Annotated in this window: 14 protein-coding genes; 6 read left to right on the forward strand and 8 right to left on the reverse strand. The window is 54.2% G+C overall.

Features of this window, described 5'->3' with window-relative positions:
- On the forward strand, positions 1 to 133 hold a 133-nt coding region (locus AC2FC2_RS20110), incomplete at its 5' end, for a transketolase-like TK C-terminal-containing protein (RefSeq protein WP_490659850.1).
- A 217-nt stretch (positions 134 to 350) separates the two neighbouring features.
- Here AC2FC2_RS20110 and nudK read toward each other — a convergent pair.
- The 6 genes from nudK to napF form a co-directional block, all read right to left on the reverse strand.
- On the reverse strand, positions 351 to 926 hold the full coding sequence (nudK, locus tag AC2FC2_RS20115) for a GDP-mannose pyrophosphatase NudK (RefSeq protein ID WP_209638141.1): 576 nt from the start codon (positions 924 to 926) through the stop codon (positions 351 to 353).
- A gap of 130 nt (positions 927 to 1,056) precedes the next feature.
- Positions 1,057 to 1,674, reverse strand: a complete 618-nt coding sequence (gene napC, locus AC2FC2_RS20120) for a cytochrome c-type protein NapC (protein WP_209638142.1) — start codon at positions 1,672 to 1,674, stop codon at positions 1,057 to 1,059.
- 11 nt (positions 1,675 to 1,685) lie between these two features.
- A complete protein-coding gene (gene napB / locus AC2FC2_RS20125) occupies positions 1,686 to 2,135 on the reverse strand; it encodes a nitrate reductase cytochrome c-type subunit (protein WP_404760771.1) in 450 nt (149 codons plus the stop codon).
- Positions 2,136 to 2,172: 37 nt separating this feature from the next.
- Positions 2,173 to 4,659, reverse strand: a complete 2,487-nt coding sequence (gene napA / locus AC2FC2_RS20130; RefSeq protein ID WP_490659785.1) for a nitrate reductase catalytic subunit NapA — start codon at positions 4,657 to 4,659, stop codon at positions 2,173 to 2,175.
- Positions 4,656 to 4,922: a chaperone NapD gene (napD, locus tag AC2FC2_RS20135; protein WP_265555452.1), complete on the reverse strand. Its 267-nt coding sequence runs from the start codon at positions 4,920 to 4,922 to the stop codon at positions 4,656 to 4,658. Before napD ends, napA begins: the two co-directional genes overlap by 4 nt.
- Positions 4,912 to 5,409 (reverse strand): ferredoxin-type protein NapF, encoded by a 498-nt coding sequence (gene napF / locus AC2FC2_RS20140; protein WP_490308235.1) that lies wholly within the window; start codon positions 5,407 to 5,409, stop codon positions 4,912 to 4,914. Before napF ends, napD begins: the two co-directional genes overlap by 11 nt.
- Before the next feature lie 446 nt (positions 5,410 to 5,855).
- On the opposite strand from napF, the gene narQ reads away from it, so the two are divergent.
- A complete protein-coding gene (gene narQ / locus AC2FC2_RS20145) occupies positions 5,856 to 7,538 on the forward strand; it encodes a nitrate/nitrite two-component system sensor histidine kinase NarQ (RefSeq protein WP_404760768.1) in 1,683 nt (560 codons plus the stop codon).
- Between the two features lie 161 nt (positions 7,539 to 7,699).
- The gene (narL, locus tag AC2FC2_RS20150; RefSeq protein ID WP_209638155.1) at positions 7,700 to 8,332 is read left to right on the forward strand and encodes a two-component system response regulator NarL; all 633 of its coding nucleotides are present in this window, start codon (positions 7,700 to 7,702) and stop codon (positions 8,330 to 8,332) included.
- Positions 8,333 to 8,358: 26 nt separating this feature from the next.
- On the opposite strand, the gene AC2FC2_RS20155 is transcribed toward narL, so the two are convergent.
- On the reverse strand, positions 8,359 to 8,637 hold the full coding sequence (locus tag AC2FC2_RS20155) for a winged helix-turn-helix domain-containing protein (RefSeq protein WP_017893610.1): 279 nt from the start codon (positions 8,635 to 8,637) through the stop codon (positions 8,359 to 8,361).
- A 281-nt stretch (positions 8,638 to 8,918) separates the two neighbouring features.
- Between AC2FC2_RS20155 and acrD the strand changes: the two genes are divergently transcribed.
- A complete protein-coding gene (gene acrD, locus AC2FC2_RS20160) occupies positions 8,919 to 12,056 on the forward strand; it encodes a multidrug efflux RND transporter permease AcrD (RefSeq protein WP_209638156.1) in 3,138 nt (1,045 codons plus the stop codon).
- A gap of 120 nt (positions 12,057 to 12,176) precedes the next feature.
- Here acrD and ypfM read toward each other — a convergent pair whose 3' ends face one another.
- Positions 12,177 to 12,236, reverse strand: coding sequence for a protein YpfM (gene ypfM, locus AC2FC2_RS20165; RefSeq protein ID WP_100396732.1), 60 nt, complete (start codon positions 12,234 to 12,236; stop codon positions 12,177 to 12,179).
- A 532-nt stretch (positions 12,237 to 12,768) separates the two neighbouring features.
- On the opposite strand from ypfM, the gene yncE reads away from it, so the two are divergent.
- Both yncE and AC2FC2_RS20175 read left to right on the forward strand, forming a co-directional pair.
- A complete protein-coding gene (yncE, locus tag AC2FC2_RS20170) occupies positions 12,769 to 13,839 on the forward strand; it encodes a 7-bladed beta-propeller protein YncE (RefSeq protein WP_490659786.1) in 1,071 nt (356 codons plus the stop codon).
- Positions 13,840 to 13,847: 8 nt separating this feature from the next.
- Entirely contained in the window at positions 13,848 to 16,019 is a 2,172-nt protein-coding gene (locus tag AC2FC2_RS20175) for a TonB-dependent siderophore receptor (protein WP_490659787.1), read from the forward strand.
- Positions 16,020 to 16,115: the final 96 nt, after the last annotated feature.

Consider the following 16,115-nt stretch of genomic DNA (forward strand, 5'->3'; position numbering starts at 1 on the left):
GTACGTGGGCCTGAACGGCGCTATCGTGGGCATGACCACCTTTGGTGAGTCGGCGCCGGCAGAACAGCTGTTCAAAGCGTTCGGCTTCACCGTGGAAAACGTGGTGGCCAAGGCGCAGGCACTGCTGAAATAAGCCCTGCCCTGTCGCGTGATCCTAAGCCCGGCACATTGCCGGGCTTTTTCTTGGCGTTGTATTTTGAACAACAGTGATGGAGCTGATACGAGCTCGGGGTTCATCGCCCTTGAAGACGCTGAACGCAGGAACAAAACCTCTGACCTTTATCGACCGAAAGCTTCACTAGCGCTATAAAAAACGCGCGCTGACAAACATGACGGCGATGCTGATTTTTTTAATCCATGATTCGGTGAATTTGCAGGTACTGCAACAACATAATGGTCTTGCCGTCTTTAATCCGCCCATCGGCAATCATCGCCACCGCGTCGGTGAACGGCAACTCCACCACTTCAATATCTTCGTCTTCGATACCGCCACCGGACGTGTTGCGTTCGTTGTCATGGTATTCAGCAATAAAGAAATGCACGATCTCCGTCACGCCGCCCGGGGACATATAGGCTTCGAAAATCTTCTTCACGTCGCCAACCTGAAAACCGGTTTCCTCCACGGCTTCACGGCGCGCACATTGCTCCGGCGAGTCAGCATCCAGCAAGCCTGCACAGGCTTCCAGCAGCATGCCGCTCTCGTTACCGTTCACGTAGGTCGGCATACGGAACTGATTCGTCAGCACTACGGTACCCTTGGCACGGTTGTACAACAAAATGGTTGCGCCATTGCCACGATCGTAAACTTCACGCATCTGCTGAACGGAACCGCCATCCTTACGCTTCAAATCAAAAGTATATTTGTGCAGCACATACCAGTTATCTGATAACAGCTCTTTCTTCACATTCTCAATTTTCGCGGACATGAACCCTTCTTCTTTTCCGTTAGCTGAAACGCAAAAATGATACCGCGATTAAGCCCCGCAGTGACAACGGATTTGCAACAAAAAACCCCGCGGCTCATGCAGAGCGACGGGGTTTTTACGGCTACCTGCGTTAGAACCCGTTAGGGACGTCGCGCATATCCGGCAGCTTGTGGGCGATGCCTTTGTGACAATCGATACAGGTTTTCCCCTCGGTGATCGCTTTGTCGTGCATCTTTGCCGCTACCGTTTTTTGCGCGGTGAAGTCCATAAATTCAAAATTATGGCAGTTACGGCATTCTTGCGAATCGTTGGCCTTCATTCGCGCCCATTCGTTACTCGCCATCGCCAACCGATGCTGGTCAAATTTCTGTGGCGTGTCGATCAAGCCGAATGCCTTGGCATACAACTCCTTGCTGGCTTTCAGCTTGCGCAGCATTTTGGGCGCCCACTCATGCGGCACGTGACAATCCGGGCAGGTCGCACGCACACCGCTGCGGTTGTTGTAATGCACCGTCCCCATGTACTCCTCATAGACGTTTTCCCGCATTTCATGACAGCCGATGCAAAACTGCTCGGTATTCGCCGCTTCCATACCGGTATTAAAACCACCCCAGAAGATAATCCCGGCGCCAAAACCCAACAGCAGCAGCGTACCCAGCGCCAGGCGGCTTGGTCTGCGCCACCAGCGCCATAGCCGCAGTAACAACCCGGGCTTTTTTTCAGTCGTCGTATGTTTGCGTTCGCTCATATCTTCCCCGCTTAATGCCCAAAGCCCGGCATGGGTTGGAAATCATTGCCGACAATAGGCGCCGCGTCGGTTTGCGGTACGTGACACTGCAAGCAGAAATAGCGACGCGGCGCGACGTCACTCAATACTTTGCCGTCTCGATCCATAAAGTGCGTCGGGCTGATACGCGGGGCACCGGTAGTGCGGTAATGTTCTACTCCGTGGCACTGCAGGCAACGGTTGGTATTCTTGCTGATCTGATACCCCTCCACGCTATGCGGGATCATCGGCGGCTGATTGACATAGTTCAGTGCCATCCGTTCCTGCTGTTTCGGCATTGAAATTGGCCCACCCACGGTGGCGGACACTTCCGGTGACTGACTGAGATCGACATCACCGGCGGCAAACGCCAGGCCGGCGAACGCCAGCGACAATAGGGTCACCCACAGGGTAAGCGTCTTTTTCACAACAGGGCTTTTCATTTTTATTTGGCTCCTGGGTAATAAAATAGGGTCGTCATCACGCCTTCTCCAACTTCACCGCGCATTTCTTGAAATCGACTTCTTTCGAGAGCGGATCGGTGGCATCCAGCGTCAGGTTGTTCACCAACTGCGCAGCGTCAAAAAACGGCATATAGACCAGCCCCTTCGGTGGACGGTTACGGCCACGGGTTTCAACTGTGCTGATCAGTTCGCCACGGCGTGACTTCACCTTGACCTTGTCTCCCCGACGCAAATTGCGGCTTTTTGCATCCAGGGGATGAATGAACAGTACCGCCTGCGGGAAAGCACGGTGCAGTTCGGGGACCCGTCGCGTCATTGAGCCGGTATGCCAATGCTCCAACACACGCCCCGTGGATAACCACAGATCGTATTCGCTATCCGGGCTCTCTGCCGCCGGTTCAAATGGCAGCGCAAAGATCACGGCCTTGCCGTCCGGTTTACCGTAGAAACGCACCGCGTCTCCGGTTTTCACGTAAGGATCGGTGCCTTCGCGGTAGCGCCACAGCGTCTCTTTGCCCTCCACCACGGGCCAACGCAGGCCGCGCGCCTGATGGTAACTGTCGAACGGCGCCAGATCATGGCCGTGACCACGGCCAAAACCGGCATACTCTTCAAACAACCCTTTTTGCAGGTAAAAACCGACGTCACGCGCTTCATCGTTTAACTGGTCTGCCGGAATTTCCGTTAACGGGTATTTATTGACCTCGCCGTTAGCGAACAGCACGTCATACAGCGTTTTACCGCGATACTCCGGTTTCTGTGCCAGCAGGTCGGCTGGCCACACGTCCTCCACCGTAAAACGCTTGGAGAACTCCACCAGCTGCCACAGATCGGATTTGGCCTCACCCGGCGCTTTCACCTGCTGGCGCCAGAACTGGGTGCGGCGCTCCGCATTGCCGTAAGCCCCCTCTTTCTCTACCCACATGGCTGTCGGCAGGATCAAATCGGCAGCCAATGCGCTGACGGTTGGATAAGGATCGGATACCACCACAAAGTTACGGGCATCACGCCAGCCCGGCATCCTGTCTTGATTGATGTTGGGGCCTGCCTGCATGTTGTTATTACACATCACCCAGTAAGCATTCAGCTTGCCGTCTTTCAGTGCACGGTCCTGTGCCACCGCATGCAAACCGACTTTTGCCGGAATGGTGCCCGCCGGCAGTTGCCATTTCTGTTCAGCTGTCTGACGGTGCTTTTCGTTAGTGACCACCATGTCGGCCGGTAAGCGGTGAGCAAACGTGCCCACTTCACGCGCGGTGCCGCAGGCAGAGGGTTGGCCGGTCAGTGAGAACGGGCCACAGCCCGGTTTGGAAATCTTGCCGGTTAGCAGGTGCAGGTTGTAGCACAGGTTATTAGCCCATACGCCACGGGTATGCTGATTGAAGCCCATGGTCCAGTAAGACACGACCTTGATGTTGGGATCGGCATACAGCTTCGCCAACGCTTCCAGTTGGTCTTCCGGTACGCCGCTCATTTTCGCTGTTTTTTCCAGCGTGTAGTCCGCTACGAACGTTTTATACTCTTCGAAGCTCATCGGTTCTGAAGCATCGCTGCCCGGGTTTTTCGCCGCCTTTTCCAGTGGGTCCGTCGGACGCAGGCCGTAGCCGATATCCGTCGCCCCACGGCGGAAATTGACGTGCCGATTCAGGAAGTCCTGATCCACTGCGTTGTTTTGAATAATGTAATTGGCGATGTAATTCATGATCGCCAAATCGGTCTGCGGCGTGAACACCATGCCGTTATCCGCCAGCTCAAAGCTGCGATGCTCAAAGGTAGACAACACCGACACGTTGACGTGTTCGTTGCTCAGACGGCGATCGGTGATGCGTGACCACAGGATCGGGTGCATCTCCGCCATGTTGGAGCCCCACAACACGAAGGCGTCAGCCTGCTCGATATCGTCGTAGCAGCCCATAGGTTCATCCATGCCGAAGGTGCGCATAAAGCCGACCACCGCTGACGCCATACAGTGACGTGCGTTCGGATCCAGGTTATTGGAACGCAGCCCGGCTTTGAACAATTTGGCTGCGGCATAGCCTTCCCATACTGTCCACTGACCGGAGCCGAACATGCCGACCGCCTCAGGCCCTTTCTCTTTCAATGCCTGCTTGAACTTATCGGCCATGACGTCGAAAGCCTGCTGCCAGCTGACAGGGGTGAACTCGCCTTCTTTATGATATTGACCGTCTTTCATGCGCAGCAGCGGCTGAGTTAAACGGTCTTTGCCGTACATGATTTTTGGCAGGAAATAGCCCTTGATACAGCTCAGCCCACGGTTGACCGCTGCGTCGGGATCCCCTTGTGAGGCAACAATGCGACCATTTTGGGTCCCGACCAGCACACCGCAGCCGGTACCGCAAAAACGACAGGGCGCCTTGTCCCATTTAATGGCGTCAGCACTGCTTGCTACCGCCTGTGCTACCGTGGGAATAGTCAATCCGGCAGCTGCCGCAGCCGCGACTGCAGCATTGGCTTTCATGAAGTCTCGACGACTGAGTTTCATGGCGTTACCTCACCTTGAGTGTCCTGCTGGTGATAAACCAGCGATACCGCCAGCACGCCGTCCAGATTGCGTACCGACTCAATTTTTTCCAGCAGCGCATGTGAACAGGCGGCCTGCATGATGACCACCAATTTGCCGTGCTCCTGATCCTGCGCCGGGATTTCCGTGTCCGTTATTGCCAGTAAGGCCGACGTCAGACGTGGGATTTTTTCCGGTCGAGCCTGCACCACCAGCCCGCTGACGTGCCATTCGTTATTCATCATTATTTTCGCTCCGGGTTAAGGTGACAGCGCCGGCCGGGCAGCCGGCAACACAAGCCCCGCAACCGTTACAGGCCGCCACATCCAGCATCGGTCGCGCCATCTCGCCCAGACGAGGTCGAAACGCTATGGCTTGGGGTTCACAGCTATCCTGGCAACTGCGGCATTCCACGCCCTGTTGCGCCAGGCAAGCGCTAGCGAACACCGCATGTTGCTGCCAGGGCGTTTCCGTTAATGGGCGAAATAACGGCTCCGTGCACGCCTGCGCGCAAAGCCCGCAAAACGTACATTCTGCACGCTGGAAATTCACTTCAGGAAAGCCGCCGCTACCGACGATAAGGACGCCCGTTTCACAGTGTTGAACACAGGCCTGACAACGGGTACAACCCGCAATAAAAAGGGATTCTTGCCGCGACCACGGGGGGCGAATCGCAGCGGTTGGCTGACGCCATTGTCCACCAAGCAGTTTGCGTCGTGACAATACGGTCATGCTGTTTTTCCTCGACATTGCAAACACGCCACCGCGTGTAAATATCCCCGTCATCTTTCAAGCTGCAGGGTATAGAACCTGTTTTTTGTATTGTTATTGTTGCCGTTGCCAAGGAACGTTCAGTTGCCGCCATGACGTGAAAAATGACAGACATAAACCTTGAGAAAGACGGGGGTAAGATAAAAGGAGCGCGGGGGGTATATAATCACCCTAAAGGGGTAAATGCGGGGGGAGTTTGCGCCAGATCAATCTATTACAGGGTGCTCTGCGTTTTTAGCCACACTATTCCCAATTAGTCGCTATTTACTTGATTATATAACGTCTATTGATGGGTGACATGACAGGCAACTTAATGCGAGACACGCGCATTTTAGTTGCAAAAGTTATAATTTTGCTTTCGAATGAAACTCCACAATGTCCATCGCACGCGAGAAAAGGATGCATGATTGCTTGTTAAACGTTCAGTGACCAGCAGCCTGGCCAAGGCGCTGTTTTGCATTGTCATTTTGTCCGTGCTCTCCACTGGCTTGGCGTTGACTACCGTCGCTGACAGCCTGCGTGACGCCGAAGCGGTCAACATTGCCGGCTCACTGCGTATGCAAAGCTACCGACTGGCGTACGACCTTACCCAACAGGCCCCGGAACAGAATCAGCATCTGCGGCAATACCAAGAGTCTCTGCAAGCCCCGGTATTGCAAAAGTTGGATCGTTTTTACGTGCCTGCGGATGTCCGTGAAAAATACCAGTCTCTGCAACACGCCTGGCAACCGCTTGCGCAGCAGATCCAGGCTGACCAAGCGGCAGACTATCAGGCCAACATCGCCGGCTATGTGAATCAGATTGACCATTTTGTGCTGGCGCTACAGCGTTATTCCGAACTGAAACTGACCATCGTGGCCGCTATCAGCGTGGTGGGGTATATCGCTATCATTGGTTTGGTGCTGTTTTGTATCCGCTTTATGCGACGCCAGGTCGTTACACCGCTTAAGCACCTGGTGGAAGCCAGCCAGCGCGTACAACAACGGGATTTTAATTACCCGCCGCTGGACACTGAACTGCCCAATGAACTCGGGGTACTCTCGCAATCCTTTACCGCCATGTCTGGCGATCTGGCCAAGCTGTATCGATCGCTCGAGCATAAAGTGCAGGAGAAAACCCAGCGCCTGCAGCAAGCGAACAAAACGCTGGAGGTGCTGTACAACTGTTCGCAAGCGCTGAGCGTACGGCAAATAGATCAGCAGGCCTTTGAGCAAATCCTGCACATCGTGCGTCAAAGTGAACAGCTGCACTGCATCAAGCTAAAAGTGGCGGACAACCTCAGTGAATGGCAACTGCATAGCGGCTCACCCTCAACGACGCTGGACTGGCAAACGCTGATCATCACCCAGGGCGACAAGCCGTTGGGCGAACTGAGTTGGCAACATCAGGATCATCCCCCTCACCCGCATTTGATGCAGAGTGTCGCCAACATGCTGAGCCGCGGAGTGTATTTTAACCGCGCGCAGAAACAGCACATGCAGTTTTTGTTGATGGAAGAACGTGCCACTATCGCCCGCGAGTTGCACGATTCTCTCGCGCAAGCCCTGTCGTTTTTGCGTATTCAACTCACGCTGCTCAAACGAACGTTGGCGGGCACCGCCCCGGATGCCCATGAGATTATCAATGACTTCGATCAGGCGCTGGCTGACGCCTATCGCCAATTGCGCGAGCTGCTGACCACCTTCCGCCTGAACATTCAGGAAGCCGATTTAAATACCGCACTGGACCAGTTACTGGCGCCATTAAAGGTTCTTACCGACGCGCGGATTCAGTTACACTGTCGGCTTTCTTCCCAGGCGCTGAATGCCCAACAGCAAGTGCATGCGTTGCAAATTGTACGCGAAGCGGTACTCAACGCGATCAAACATGCCGATGCACGGGAGATCGTGATTCGCTGTGGCGTGACGGCCGAGGGTGACAACAGGATTAGCATTGCAGACGACGGTTGCGGTATCGCCAGCCTGAGTGAACCAGAAGGTCACTATGGCCTGACCATCATGAGCGAGCGCGCTGCGCGACTGGGAGGAACGCTGCGCATCCAGCGAGGTGAGCCAGAGGGCACGGAAGTCCAGCTGACATTCCCGCCATAAAATCAGGACTGTTCACCCTTCGTTACGGTTTAGCGAAGTCTAACGGTCATTTAAGGATGTTTGTGGCGCCAATTACCACTACTTTATAAGAGGCTGTCCCACTGTGAAGCGTGCTGCACGGCACGTTTGAGTGGCTTTACTCGCTACAGGGAGCATATTTCATGGTGATGAAGAATTACCGAGTGATGATCGTCGACGACCACCCACTGATGCGCCGGGGCATCAAACAGCTGCTGGGGCTGGATCCGCTGTTTACGGTAGTCGCCGAAGCCAGCAACGGCAACGAAGCCATTACGTTTGCGTTGCAACAAACACCGGATGTGATCCTGCTGGATCTGAACATGAAAGGGTTGTCCGGCCTGGACACGCTGAAAGCACTGCGCAATGAGAGTGTAGATGCACGCATCATCGTGCTGACGGTTTCCGACTCACGCAACGATGTTTATGCGCTGATCGACGCCGGTGCCGACGGCTATCTGCTGAAAGACAGTGAACCAGAACAGTTGCTGGAACACATTCGCGCCGCAGCGGAAGGCCAAAATGTGATTAGCGACGCGGTGGCCGATTATCTGTTGTCCCGCAGCGAACAGCACGATCCCTTTGCCGAACTGACAGAACGCGAGCTGGACGTATTACAAGAAGTCGCACGCGGGATGTCCAATAAGCAGGTGGCTGCACAATTGCACATTTCTGAAGAGACGGTGAAGGTGCATATCCGCAACATGCTGCGCAAACTGGATGTGCGTTCACGCGTGGCGGCGACAGTGATGTATCTGGAGCACAAGAGTCAATAAGACGTCCCCGGCACGCCGGGGAACCTTTATTCGATGGCGGCAAGCAGCGCCTGATGATGCTGGTGAACCCAGCCCTTGTTGATCGGCCCCCAGTTTTCCAACTGGTAAAAACCGTCATTGTTACGTACACCCTGCTGAACAAATTGCAATTCGACCCCCAAGCCTGGCAAGGCTTTCAACACGTCTTGCAGGGTACGGCGCGGCCACCCCGTCAACTCCATCAGACGTGGGACGTTTGGCCGTTCGCTGTGGCTGATCAACCAGCACAGATAAAGACGACGGGCAAATACCGGGTTAATTTCCATGCCAAGCTCCTGCTTAAATATGAGTCCTGATTATTTTTCGGGCACACTGTTCGGCCAGGCCCTTGATAGTCATAAAATTGTCTTAATGACCGTTTTAACAACAATAGCGCTGTCCTTGCAGGTTTCTACTACCGTTATTTACATTATCTCCTTTTTTTCTCCACGCTTTACTCCCCCTTCCCGAGTAAAGTGCATAAGCGCCGGAATCCTTCCCAGCCGCTGAGAAACGCAACGCCGATGCGTCTTAAAGATAGAACAAGTCATAACGAGGTTCGCGCTGCATGGCTAATTTTTTTATTGATCGCCCGATTTTCGCCTGGGTTCTGGCAATTATTCTTTGCCTGACGGGCGTTTTGGCGATTTTTTCATTACCTGTGGAACAGTATCCGAACCTCGCGCCGCCGAACGTTCGCATTAGCGCCACTTACCCTGGTGCCTCTGCGCAAACGCTGGAAAACACCGTCACCCAGATCATTGAACAAAATATGACCGGCCTGGACAACATGATGTATATGTCGTCGCAGAGTACCAATACCGGGCAGGCCACCGTGACACTGACCTTTGAAGCCGGCACCGATCCCAACGAAGCGATGCAACAGGTGCAAAACCAGCTGCAGGCGGCCATTAAGCGCCTGCCGCAAGCCGTACAAACCCAAGGCGTGACGGTATCAAAATCCGGCGACACCACGTTGATGATGGTGGCCTTCGTTTCTACCGACGGCAGCATGGACAAACAGGACATTGCCGATTACATCGTCTCCAACCTGCAGGACCCGCTAAGCCGCATCAACGGCGTGGGCAGCATGGACGTTTACGGTTCGCAATACGCCATGCGTATCTGGCTCGATCCGAACAAGCTCAACAGCTATCAGCTCACCACCCAGGACGTCGTCACGGCGATTCAGTCCCAGAATGCGCAGGTGGCGGTCGGTCAGTTAGGGGGCACACCGTCCGTCGATAAGCAGGCGCTTAACGCCACAATTAATGCACAGTCCCAGTTACAGACACCGGAACAGTTCCGCAAAATCACCCTGAGGGTCAATCAGGACGGTTCGGTGGTCACACTCGGTGATGTGTCCACCATCGAACTCGGTGGCGAAAACTACAACTTCCTCAGCCGCTATAACGGTCTGCAGGCTGCCGGTATGAACATCAAGCTGGCCTCCGGCGCCAACGAACTGCAAACCGACCAGTTGGTGAAAGACAAAATCGCCGAGCTGTCGCAGTATTTCCCGCACGGGCTGGAGGCCAAAGTCGCCTATGAAACCACCCCGTTCGTGAAAGCCTCGATCAAGGATGTGGTGAAAACGCTGCTGGAAGCCATTTTGCTGGTGTTCCTGGTCATGTACCTGTTCCTGCAAAATTTCCGGGCCACGCTGATCCCGACTATCGCGGTCCCCGTGGTGCTCATGGGCACCTTCGCCATTCTTTCCGCCTGTGGATTCAGTATCAATACCCTGACCATGTTCGCCATGGTGCTGGCGATCGGGCTGTTGGTGGATGATGCCATCGTGGTGGTGGAAAACGTCGAACGCGTGATGAGCGAAGAGGGCCTGCCCCCCCGTGAAGCCACACGAAAATCCATGGGGCAAATTCAGAGCGCCTTGGTCGGCATCGCGATGGTACTGTCGGCGGTGTTTATCCCGATGGCATTCTTCGGCGGCACGACGGGCGCAATTTATCGCCAGTTCTCGATCACCATCGTTTCCGCCATGGTGTTATCTGTGCTGGTGGCGATGATTCTGACCCCTGCCCTGTGCGCCACACTGCTCAAACCTATCGCCAAAGGCCACCATCATGGCAAACGCGGGTTTTTCGGTTGGTTCAACCGGATGTTCAACCGCAATGCCGCACGCTACGAGCGTGGCGTGGCGCGCGTGTTGCACTTTAGCGTGCGCTATATGGCAATTTACCTGCTGCTGCTCGGCGGCATGGCGTTTCTGTTTATCAAGCTGCCAACCTCGTTCCTCCCGCAAGAGGACCGCGGCGTGTTTACCGTGCAGGTACAGTTACCGCCAGGCTCCACATTGCAGCAAACCACCAAGGTGGTGGAAAAGGTTGAACAATACTTCCTGACCCAAGAAAAAGAGGACGTGCTGTCGGTCTTCTCCACCATTGGTGCGGGGCCAGGCGGTAATGGGCAGAACGTGGCACGTATGTTTATTCGTTTGAAAGACTGGGATCTGCGCACCTCGGGGGCCAATAGCTCTTTCGACATCATCAATCGCGCCACCAAAGCCTTTAACAAGATTAATGAGGCGCGAGTGATCGCCAGCAGCCCACCGGCAATCACCGGTCTGGGTAACTCCTCCGGTTTCGATATGGAACTCGAAGATCACGCCGGGCTGGGCCACACCAAACTGATGGCGGCACGTGACCAGCTGTTGCAACTGGCCAGCGCCAACCCGCTGCTGTCCCGAGTCCGCCACAATGGCCTGGACGACAGCCCACAGCTGCAAATCGATATTGACCAACGCAAGGCACAGACACTGGGCGTTTCCATCGATGACATCAATAACACCCTGTCAACGGCCTGGGGCTCAACCTATGTGAACGACTTCGTCGACCGTGGGCGGGTGAAAAAAGTCTATGTGCAGGCCGCGGCCCCGTTCCGTATGCTGCCTGGCGATATTGATAAATGGTTCGTTCGCAACAAATCAGGTGGCATGGTGCCGTTCTCGGCCTTCGCCACGTCCCATTGGGAATATGGTTCTCCGCGCCTGGAACGCTATAACGGCAGCTCTGCATTGGAGATTGTTGGCGAGGCGGCAGAAGGTGTCAGCAGCGGTACTGCAATGGCCGAAATGGAAAAACTTGTCAGCCAGTTGCCGACCGGCTTCGGCCTGGAGTGGACCGCTATGTCCTATCAGGAACGTCTGTCCGGTTCACAAGCACCCGCACTGTACGCGATTTCCCTGCTGGTGGTATTCCTCTGCCTGGCAGCGCTGTATGAGAGTTGGTCAATCCCATTCTCGGTGATGCTGGTGGTACCGCTCGGGGTGATTGGTGCCGTCGCGGCCACCTGGCTGCGCGGGCTGGAGAATGACGTTTACTTCCAGGTGGGGATGCTCACCATTATTGGGCTCTCGGCGAAAAACGCCATTTTGATCGTCGAATTCGCCAATGAGTTGAACCATAAAGGCCAGGATTTGATGTCGGCCACGCTGGAGGCCTCACGCATGCGTCTGAGGCCGATTTTGATGACTTCGCTGGCCTTTATCTTCGGCGTACTGCCAATGACCATCAGCAGCGGCGCAGGTTCTGGCAGCCAACATGCGGTAGGTACCGGGGTCATGGGTGGCATGATTTCCGCGACCCTGCTGGCGATCTTCTTCGTGCCCTTGTTCTTTGTGTTGGTGCGCCGCCGCTTCCCCGGCAAGCACGCGATAGCCGCCAAAACGCAAGACCAAGGGGAATAACAGGCATAAAAAAGCAGCGTCGGGAAACCGATGCTGCTTTATCTCGAACGTGTATTCCGTTCCCAAGGTGCTTCAATGTCTGACAAATAAACCAACCTTGTTATCAACCTCACCGCAGTGTCAGTTACCTAACATCTCATCGATGAAGTCTTTCCAGTTTCCCAACTCACGATCAACCATAATAATTTACAACCTCAATTAATAGACGAAGCGGATTCTACGCCTGTTTTTTGAGCAAGTGAAGAGGTTCGGGAACGATGCCGCCCGCGAAAACCGGGGGTAGTGCACATTTTCGTACTTATCCGATCGCTGGCGAATCTTGGCTATTCCCTTCCGGTATCAATCCGTCAATCCCACTGCATAAAAGATCTAAACCGACAGCATCTGGGCACGCCGGCTTGGGTTTAATACCCTGGCGCTTAGCCTTGCCAATCCAAAAAGCATCACCCCATTAGCCATTGTTGGCTGTACTTTTATTTACAGTCTTTCACAGGTTACTGGCATACAAAGTAGGAAACCCTCTCACATCACATCTCAACAAAAATCATCGCATTACAAAAAAGTGTCGAACAATAATGTGATAGTCAGAAATAAATCCCATTTTTTTCAATGAGTAACAAACTCACTCTTACATCACTCAACAAATGATATTGATATTAATTATCAATATCATTAGCATTCGCGCATCCTAAGTTAATGTAAAGGAATGTATATGAAGATGCACCTATCCACTTCAGGTAAAGGTTTCTCCCTCAGCGCACTGGCTTCCGCTGTGCTGCTGCTGTCTTGTTCAACGCTGGCCGCTGACCTTCCCGAGAGCCAATTCCAAACCCAGCCTATCGGGCATGGCCTGTATGAACTGGCTTTTGATGGCACCAGCAACACCCTGTTTGCCGCCTCTACGCCCTCCTTCGCCAAAGAAAAAAACGGCGGTATTGTCTTTAAAGTCAATCCGTCCACGCTGGCAACCGACGCCAATATCGCCACCCAGCGTCGCGCCTTCGCCACCGCCCTCGATGAGCAACGCCACCTGTTGTACATCGGTAACACCGTCGACGGCTCGGTCACGGTTATCGATACCCGGAGTGGCAAAGAACTCGCCACCATTGAGCTCAGCGAAAGTATGAAAGAAGACCAATTCACACCGACACGCGAAATGGTGCTGGATAAGAAAAATCAGCGATTGTATGTCTCCGGCACGTCACAGAAAGGCGTGCTGTGGATCATCGATACCGCCAAGCGGGAAAAAATTGCGACGCTGAGCAACATGGGTGAATACCCAACCGGCATTGCGCTGGATACTGAACGCGGCCATCTCTATTGCGTCAACGGCAGCGGCGAACTGATTACGCTGGATACCACCAGCCATAAGATCCTTAAACGCGTCGTGGTTGAACCGAGTAAAAAACACTTCTTCCTCAACATCGGCCTCGATACTAAAACGGGGCGCGCCTTCATCACCGATCCAGACCTGCCAAACGTGCTGGTTGTTGATATCGACAGCGGCAAAATCCTGCACCAGATTGACGTGATCAACGCGCTGGCGGTGTTATTTAACCCGATACGCAGCGAGCTTTACATCACCCACCGCGAAGCCAAACGCATCAGCATCGTCGACAGCAACAGCTACCGGGTGAAAAACAGCATCACGACCCGCGCATTGCCTAACAGCCTGGCGCTCTCTTCCGACGGCCAGCAGTTGTTCGCCAGCATCAAGCAGTCCAAGGAAGAGATGGAGAAAAAGCAGGATTACCTGCTCAAGATTAACCTCGGCGGACTGTGAGGCAGGAAATGGCTAGTTTTATGATTCGCCTTTCCGGTGGTGCATTGCTGTGCCTACCGGTCATGATTGCACAGGCCGCAGGCAACGAGCAGACTTCCCGGCCGCAGAAAGAAGAAACCCTGGAGGTGGTGGCTTCGCCGTTTAGCGATGACGGCAGTACCGAAAATACCGGTTCCTATACCACCCAACAAATGAGCACCGCAACCGGCCTGCCGCTAAGCATCAAGGATACGCCACAGTCGGTTTCGGTCATCACTCGTCAACAGATTGATGATATCAATGCGTATTCGCTAAAGGATATTCTGCGCTGGTCAACGGGCGTCAGTGAAAGCAATTACGATAGCGAACGCTCCTCGTTCAATTACCGCGGTTTTAGCGTCGATAACTATCAATATGACGGTGTTCCCACCTTCTTTGATTCCGGTTATTCCGGCGGTGAATCTGAAATTGATTCGATCACGCTGGATCACGTCGAAATCGTCAGAGGTGCCGCCGGTTTGTTAAACGGTGTCGGTAATCCGGGTGCCGCCATCAATTTGGTCAGAAAGAAAGCCTCCAGCCTTTCTCCTTTTGCCCGCGCCGAGCTTTCTGCCGGCTCTTGGGATCACTACCGCACGACGATAGATGCCGGTACACCGCTCAATGATGAAGGTACCGTCAGGGTACGCGTCGCTGCCGCTGCCGACCGCAGCCATTCTTATATGGAACGGCATCAGGAACGCAAGGGGGTGATTTACGGCACGCTAGAAGCCGATCTGACCAGCGAAACATTGCTGCGACTGGGTGCGGATTATCAGCAAAACCGGCCTAAAGCCTCAACCTGGGGCGGTGCCTTGCCAACCGGCTGGTTCAGCGACGGTAGCGAAATCAACTGGGATCGTCACTACAGTGGGGCATCTGACTGGTCAAGTTGGGATACCACACTGAGTACTCAGTTCGCCACGTTGGAACACCAGTTCGACAACAACTGGAAAGGCGTAGCGAACTACACCCACAGTCGCCAGGCCTTCGATGCCAAAATGGCAATGAGTCTCGGCGGGCTGATCGCTCCCGATACCTGGGCGGTAAAACCCTCAAGCCCGTATGCCGGGCGCTATGAAGGCTACCGCGATCAGCATGCGATAGACATGAAGCTGAACGGTGACTTCACCCTGTTGGGCCGTAACCACACCTTTGTGGTAGGCAGTTCCTCAGCCTGGCAACACAGCTACAGCACCTATCGCAGCGCCAGCACCTCCCGGCTATTTAGCGGCAGCCTGCGTGATTGGAACGGCGGTCTGGGTGAACCCGAGTGGTCGGACAAAATGCCGCAAATGGATTACCGGACGCGCCAAATCGGGATTTATAGCAGTGCTGACTTCTCCGTTACGGAACGCTTGGATCTGGTACTCGGTGCCCGCTTCAACAGCTTCAAAAACACCACCACCACCACGGCAAACAAAGTGACGCCATTCGCTGGCACGGTGTATAAGCTGACCGATCAGGTATCTGCCTATGCCAGCTACACCAATATATTTAAGGATCAGACCTATCTCGACAGCAGCGGCCATTACCTGGCCCCGATTGAAGGGGTAAATAAGGAAGTGGGCATCAAAGCCGCATTGCTCAATGACCGACTCAATCTGTCGCTGTCGGCCTTCCGCATCACGCAGGACAACCTGGGCGTGCAGGATGAAGACACGAGTAATCTGGATTGGTTACAGCAGACCTATCATGAGAGCCAGGGGGCGACCAGCAAAGGGTTCGAGTTCGAACTGAACGGTGAACTGGCGCAAGGCTGGAATGCACAGCTAGGCATTACGCACTTCACGCTGAAAGACAAAGATAACGTTAATCTCAACACCGAGCAGCCGCGCACCCACATCAACCTGTTCACCACCTACCAACTGACTGGCGCCTTACGCGACCTGACTCTGGGCGGGGGCGCACGCTGGCAGAGTCGCATTTATGCCAACGTTGACGGGGCCAAAAACGGCGAAATGGTCCAGCGTAAAGCCGAGCAAGGATCTTATGTTCTGGTCGATGCGATGGCACGTTACAAACTGACGCCACAAACCTCGGTGCAACTTAACCTGAACAACGTTTTCGATCAGAAATATTACTCGCAGGCTAATTTCTACAGCACCCGTAACTATGGCGATCCGCGCAACGTCATGCTGACGCTAAAACACGAGTTCTGATCGTCTTTCTCCATAAACGGCCCCGGATAACGGGGCCGATTTTATGCCAACGCCTATATTCCTTGTGTGATGAATTCTTCCGTAGTAGCGTGCCAA

The sequence above is a fragment of the Serratia sp. CoH_122_TC_1 genome, from assembly GCF_058191755.1.

Bases quoted from the DNA above. Each gene is read 5' to 3' on its own strand.
- napA (WP_490659785.1), bottom strand. From the start codon at position 4,659: ATGAAACTCAGTCGTCGAGACTTCATGAAAGCCAATGCTGCAGTCGCG.
- napB (WP_404760771.1), bottom strand. From the start codon at position 2,135: ATGAAAAGCCCTGTTGTGAAAAAGACGCTTACCCTGTGGGTGACCCTA.
- acrD (WP_209638156.1), top strand. From the start codon at position 8,919: ATGGCTAATTTTTTTATTGATCGCCCGATTTTCGCCTGGGTTCTGGCA.
- narL (WP_209638155.1), top strand. From the start codon at position 7,700: ATGGTGATGAAGAATTACCGAGTGATGATCGTCGACGACCACCCACTG.
- napC (WP_209638142.1), bottom strand. From the start codon at position 1,674: ATGAGCGAACGCAAACATACGACGACTGAAAAAAAGCCCGGGTTGTTA.
- AC2FC2_RS20155 (WP_017893610.1), bottom strand. From the start codon at position 8,637: ATGGAAATTAACCCGGTATTTGCCCGTCGTCTTTATCTGTGCTGGTTG.
- yncE (WP_490659786.1), top strand. From the start codon at position 12,769: ATGAAGATGCACCTATCCACTTCAGGTAAAGGTTTCTCCCTCAGCGCA.
- nudK (WP_209638141.1), bottom strand. From the start codon at position 926: ATGTCCGCGAAAATTGAGAATGTGAAGAAAGAGCTGTTATCAGATAAC.
- napF (WP_490308235.1), bottom strand. From the start codon at position 5,409: ATGACCGTATTGTCACGACGCAAACTGCTTGGTGGACAATGGCGTCAG.
- AC2FC2_RS20175 (WP_490659787.1), top strand. From the start codon at position 13,848: ATGGCTAGTTTTATGATTCGCCTTTCCGGTGGTGCATTGCTGTGCCTA.
- napD (WP_265555452.1), bottom strand. From the start codon at position 4,922: ATGATGAATAACGAATGGCACGTCAGCGGGCTGGTGGTGCAGGCTCGA.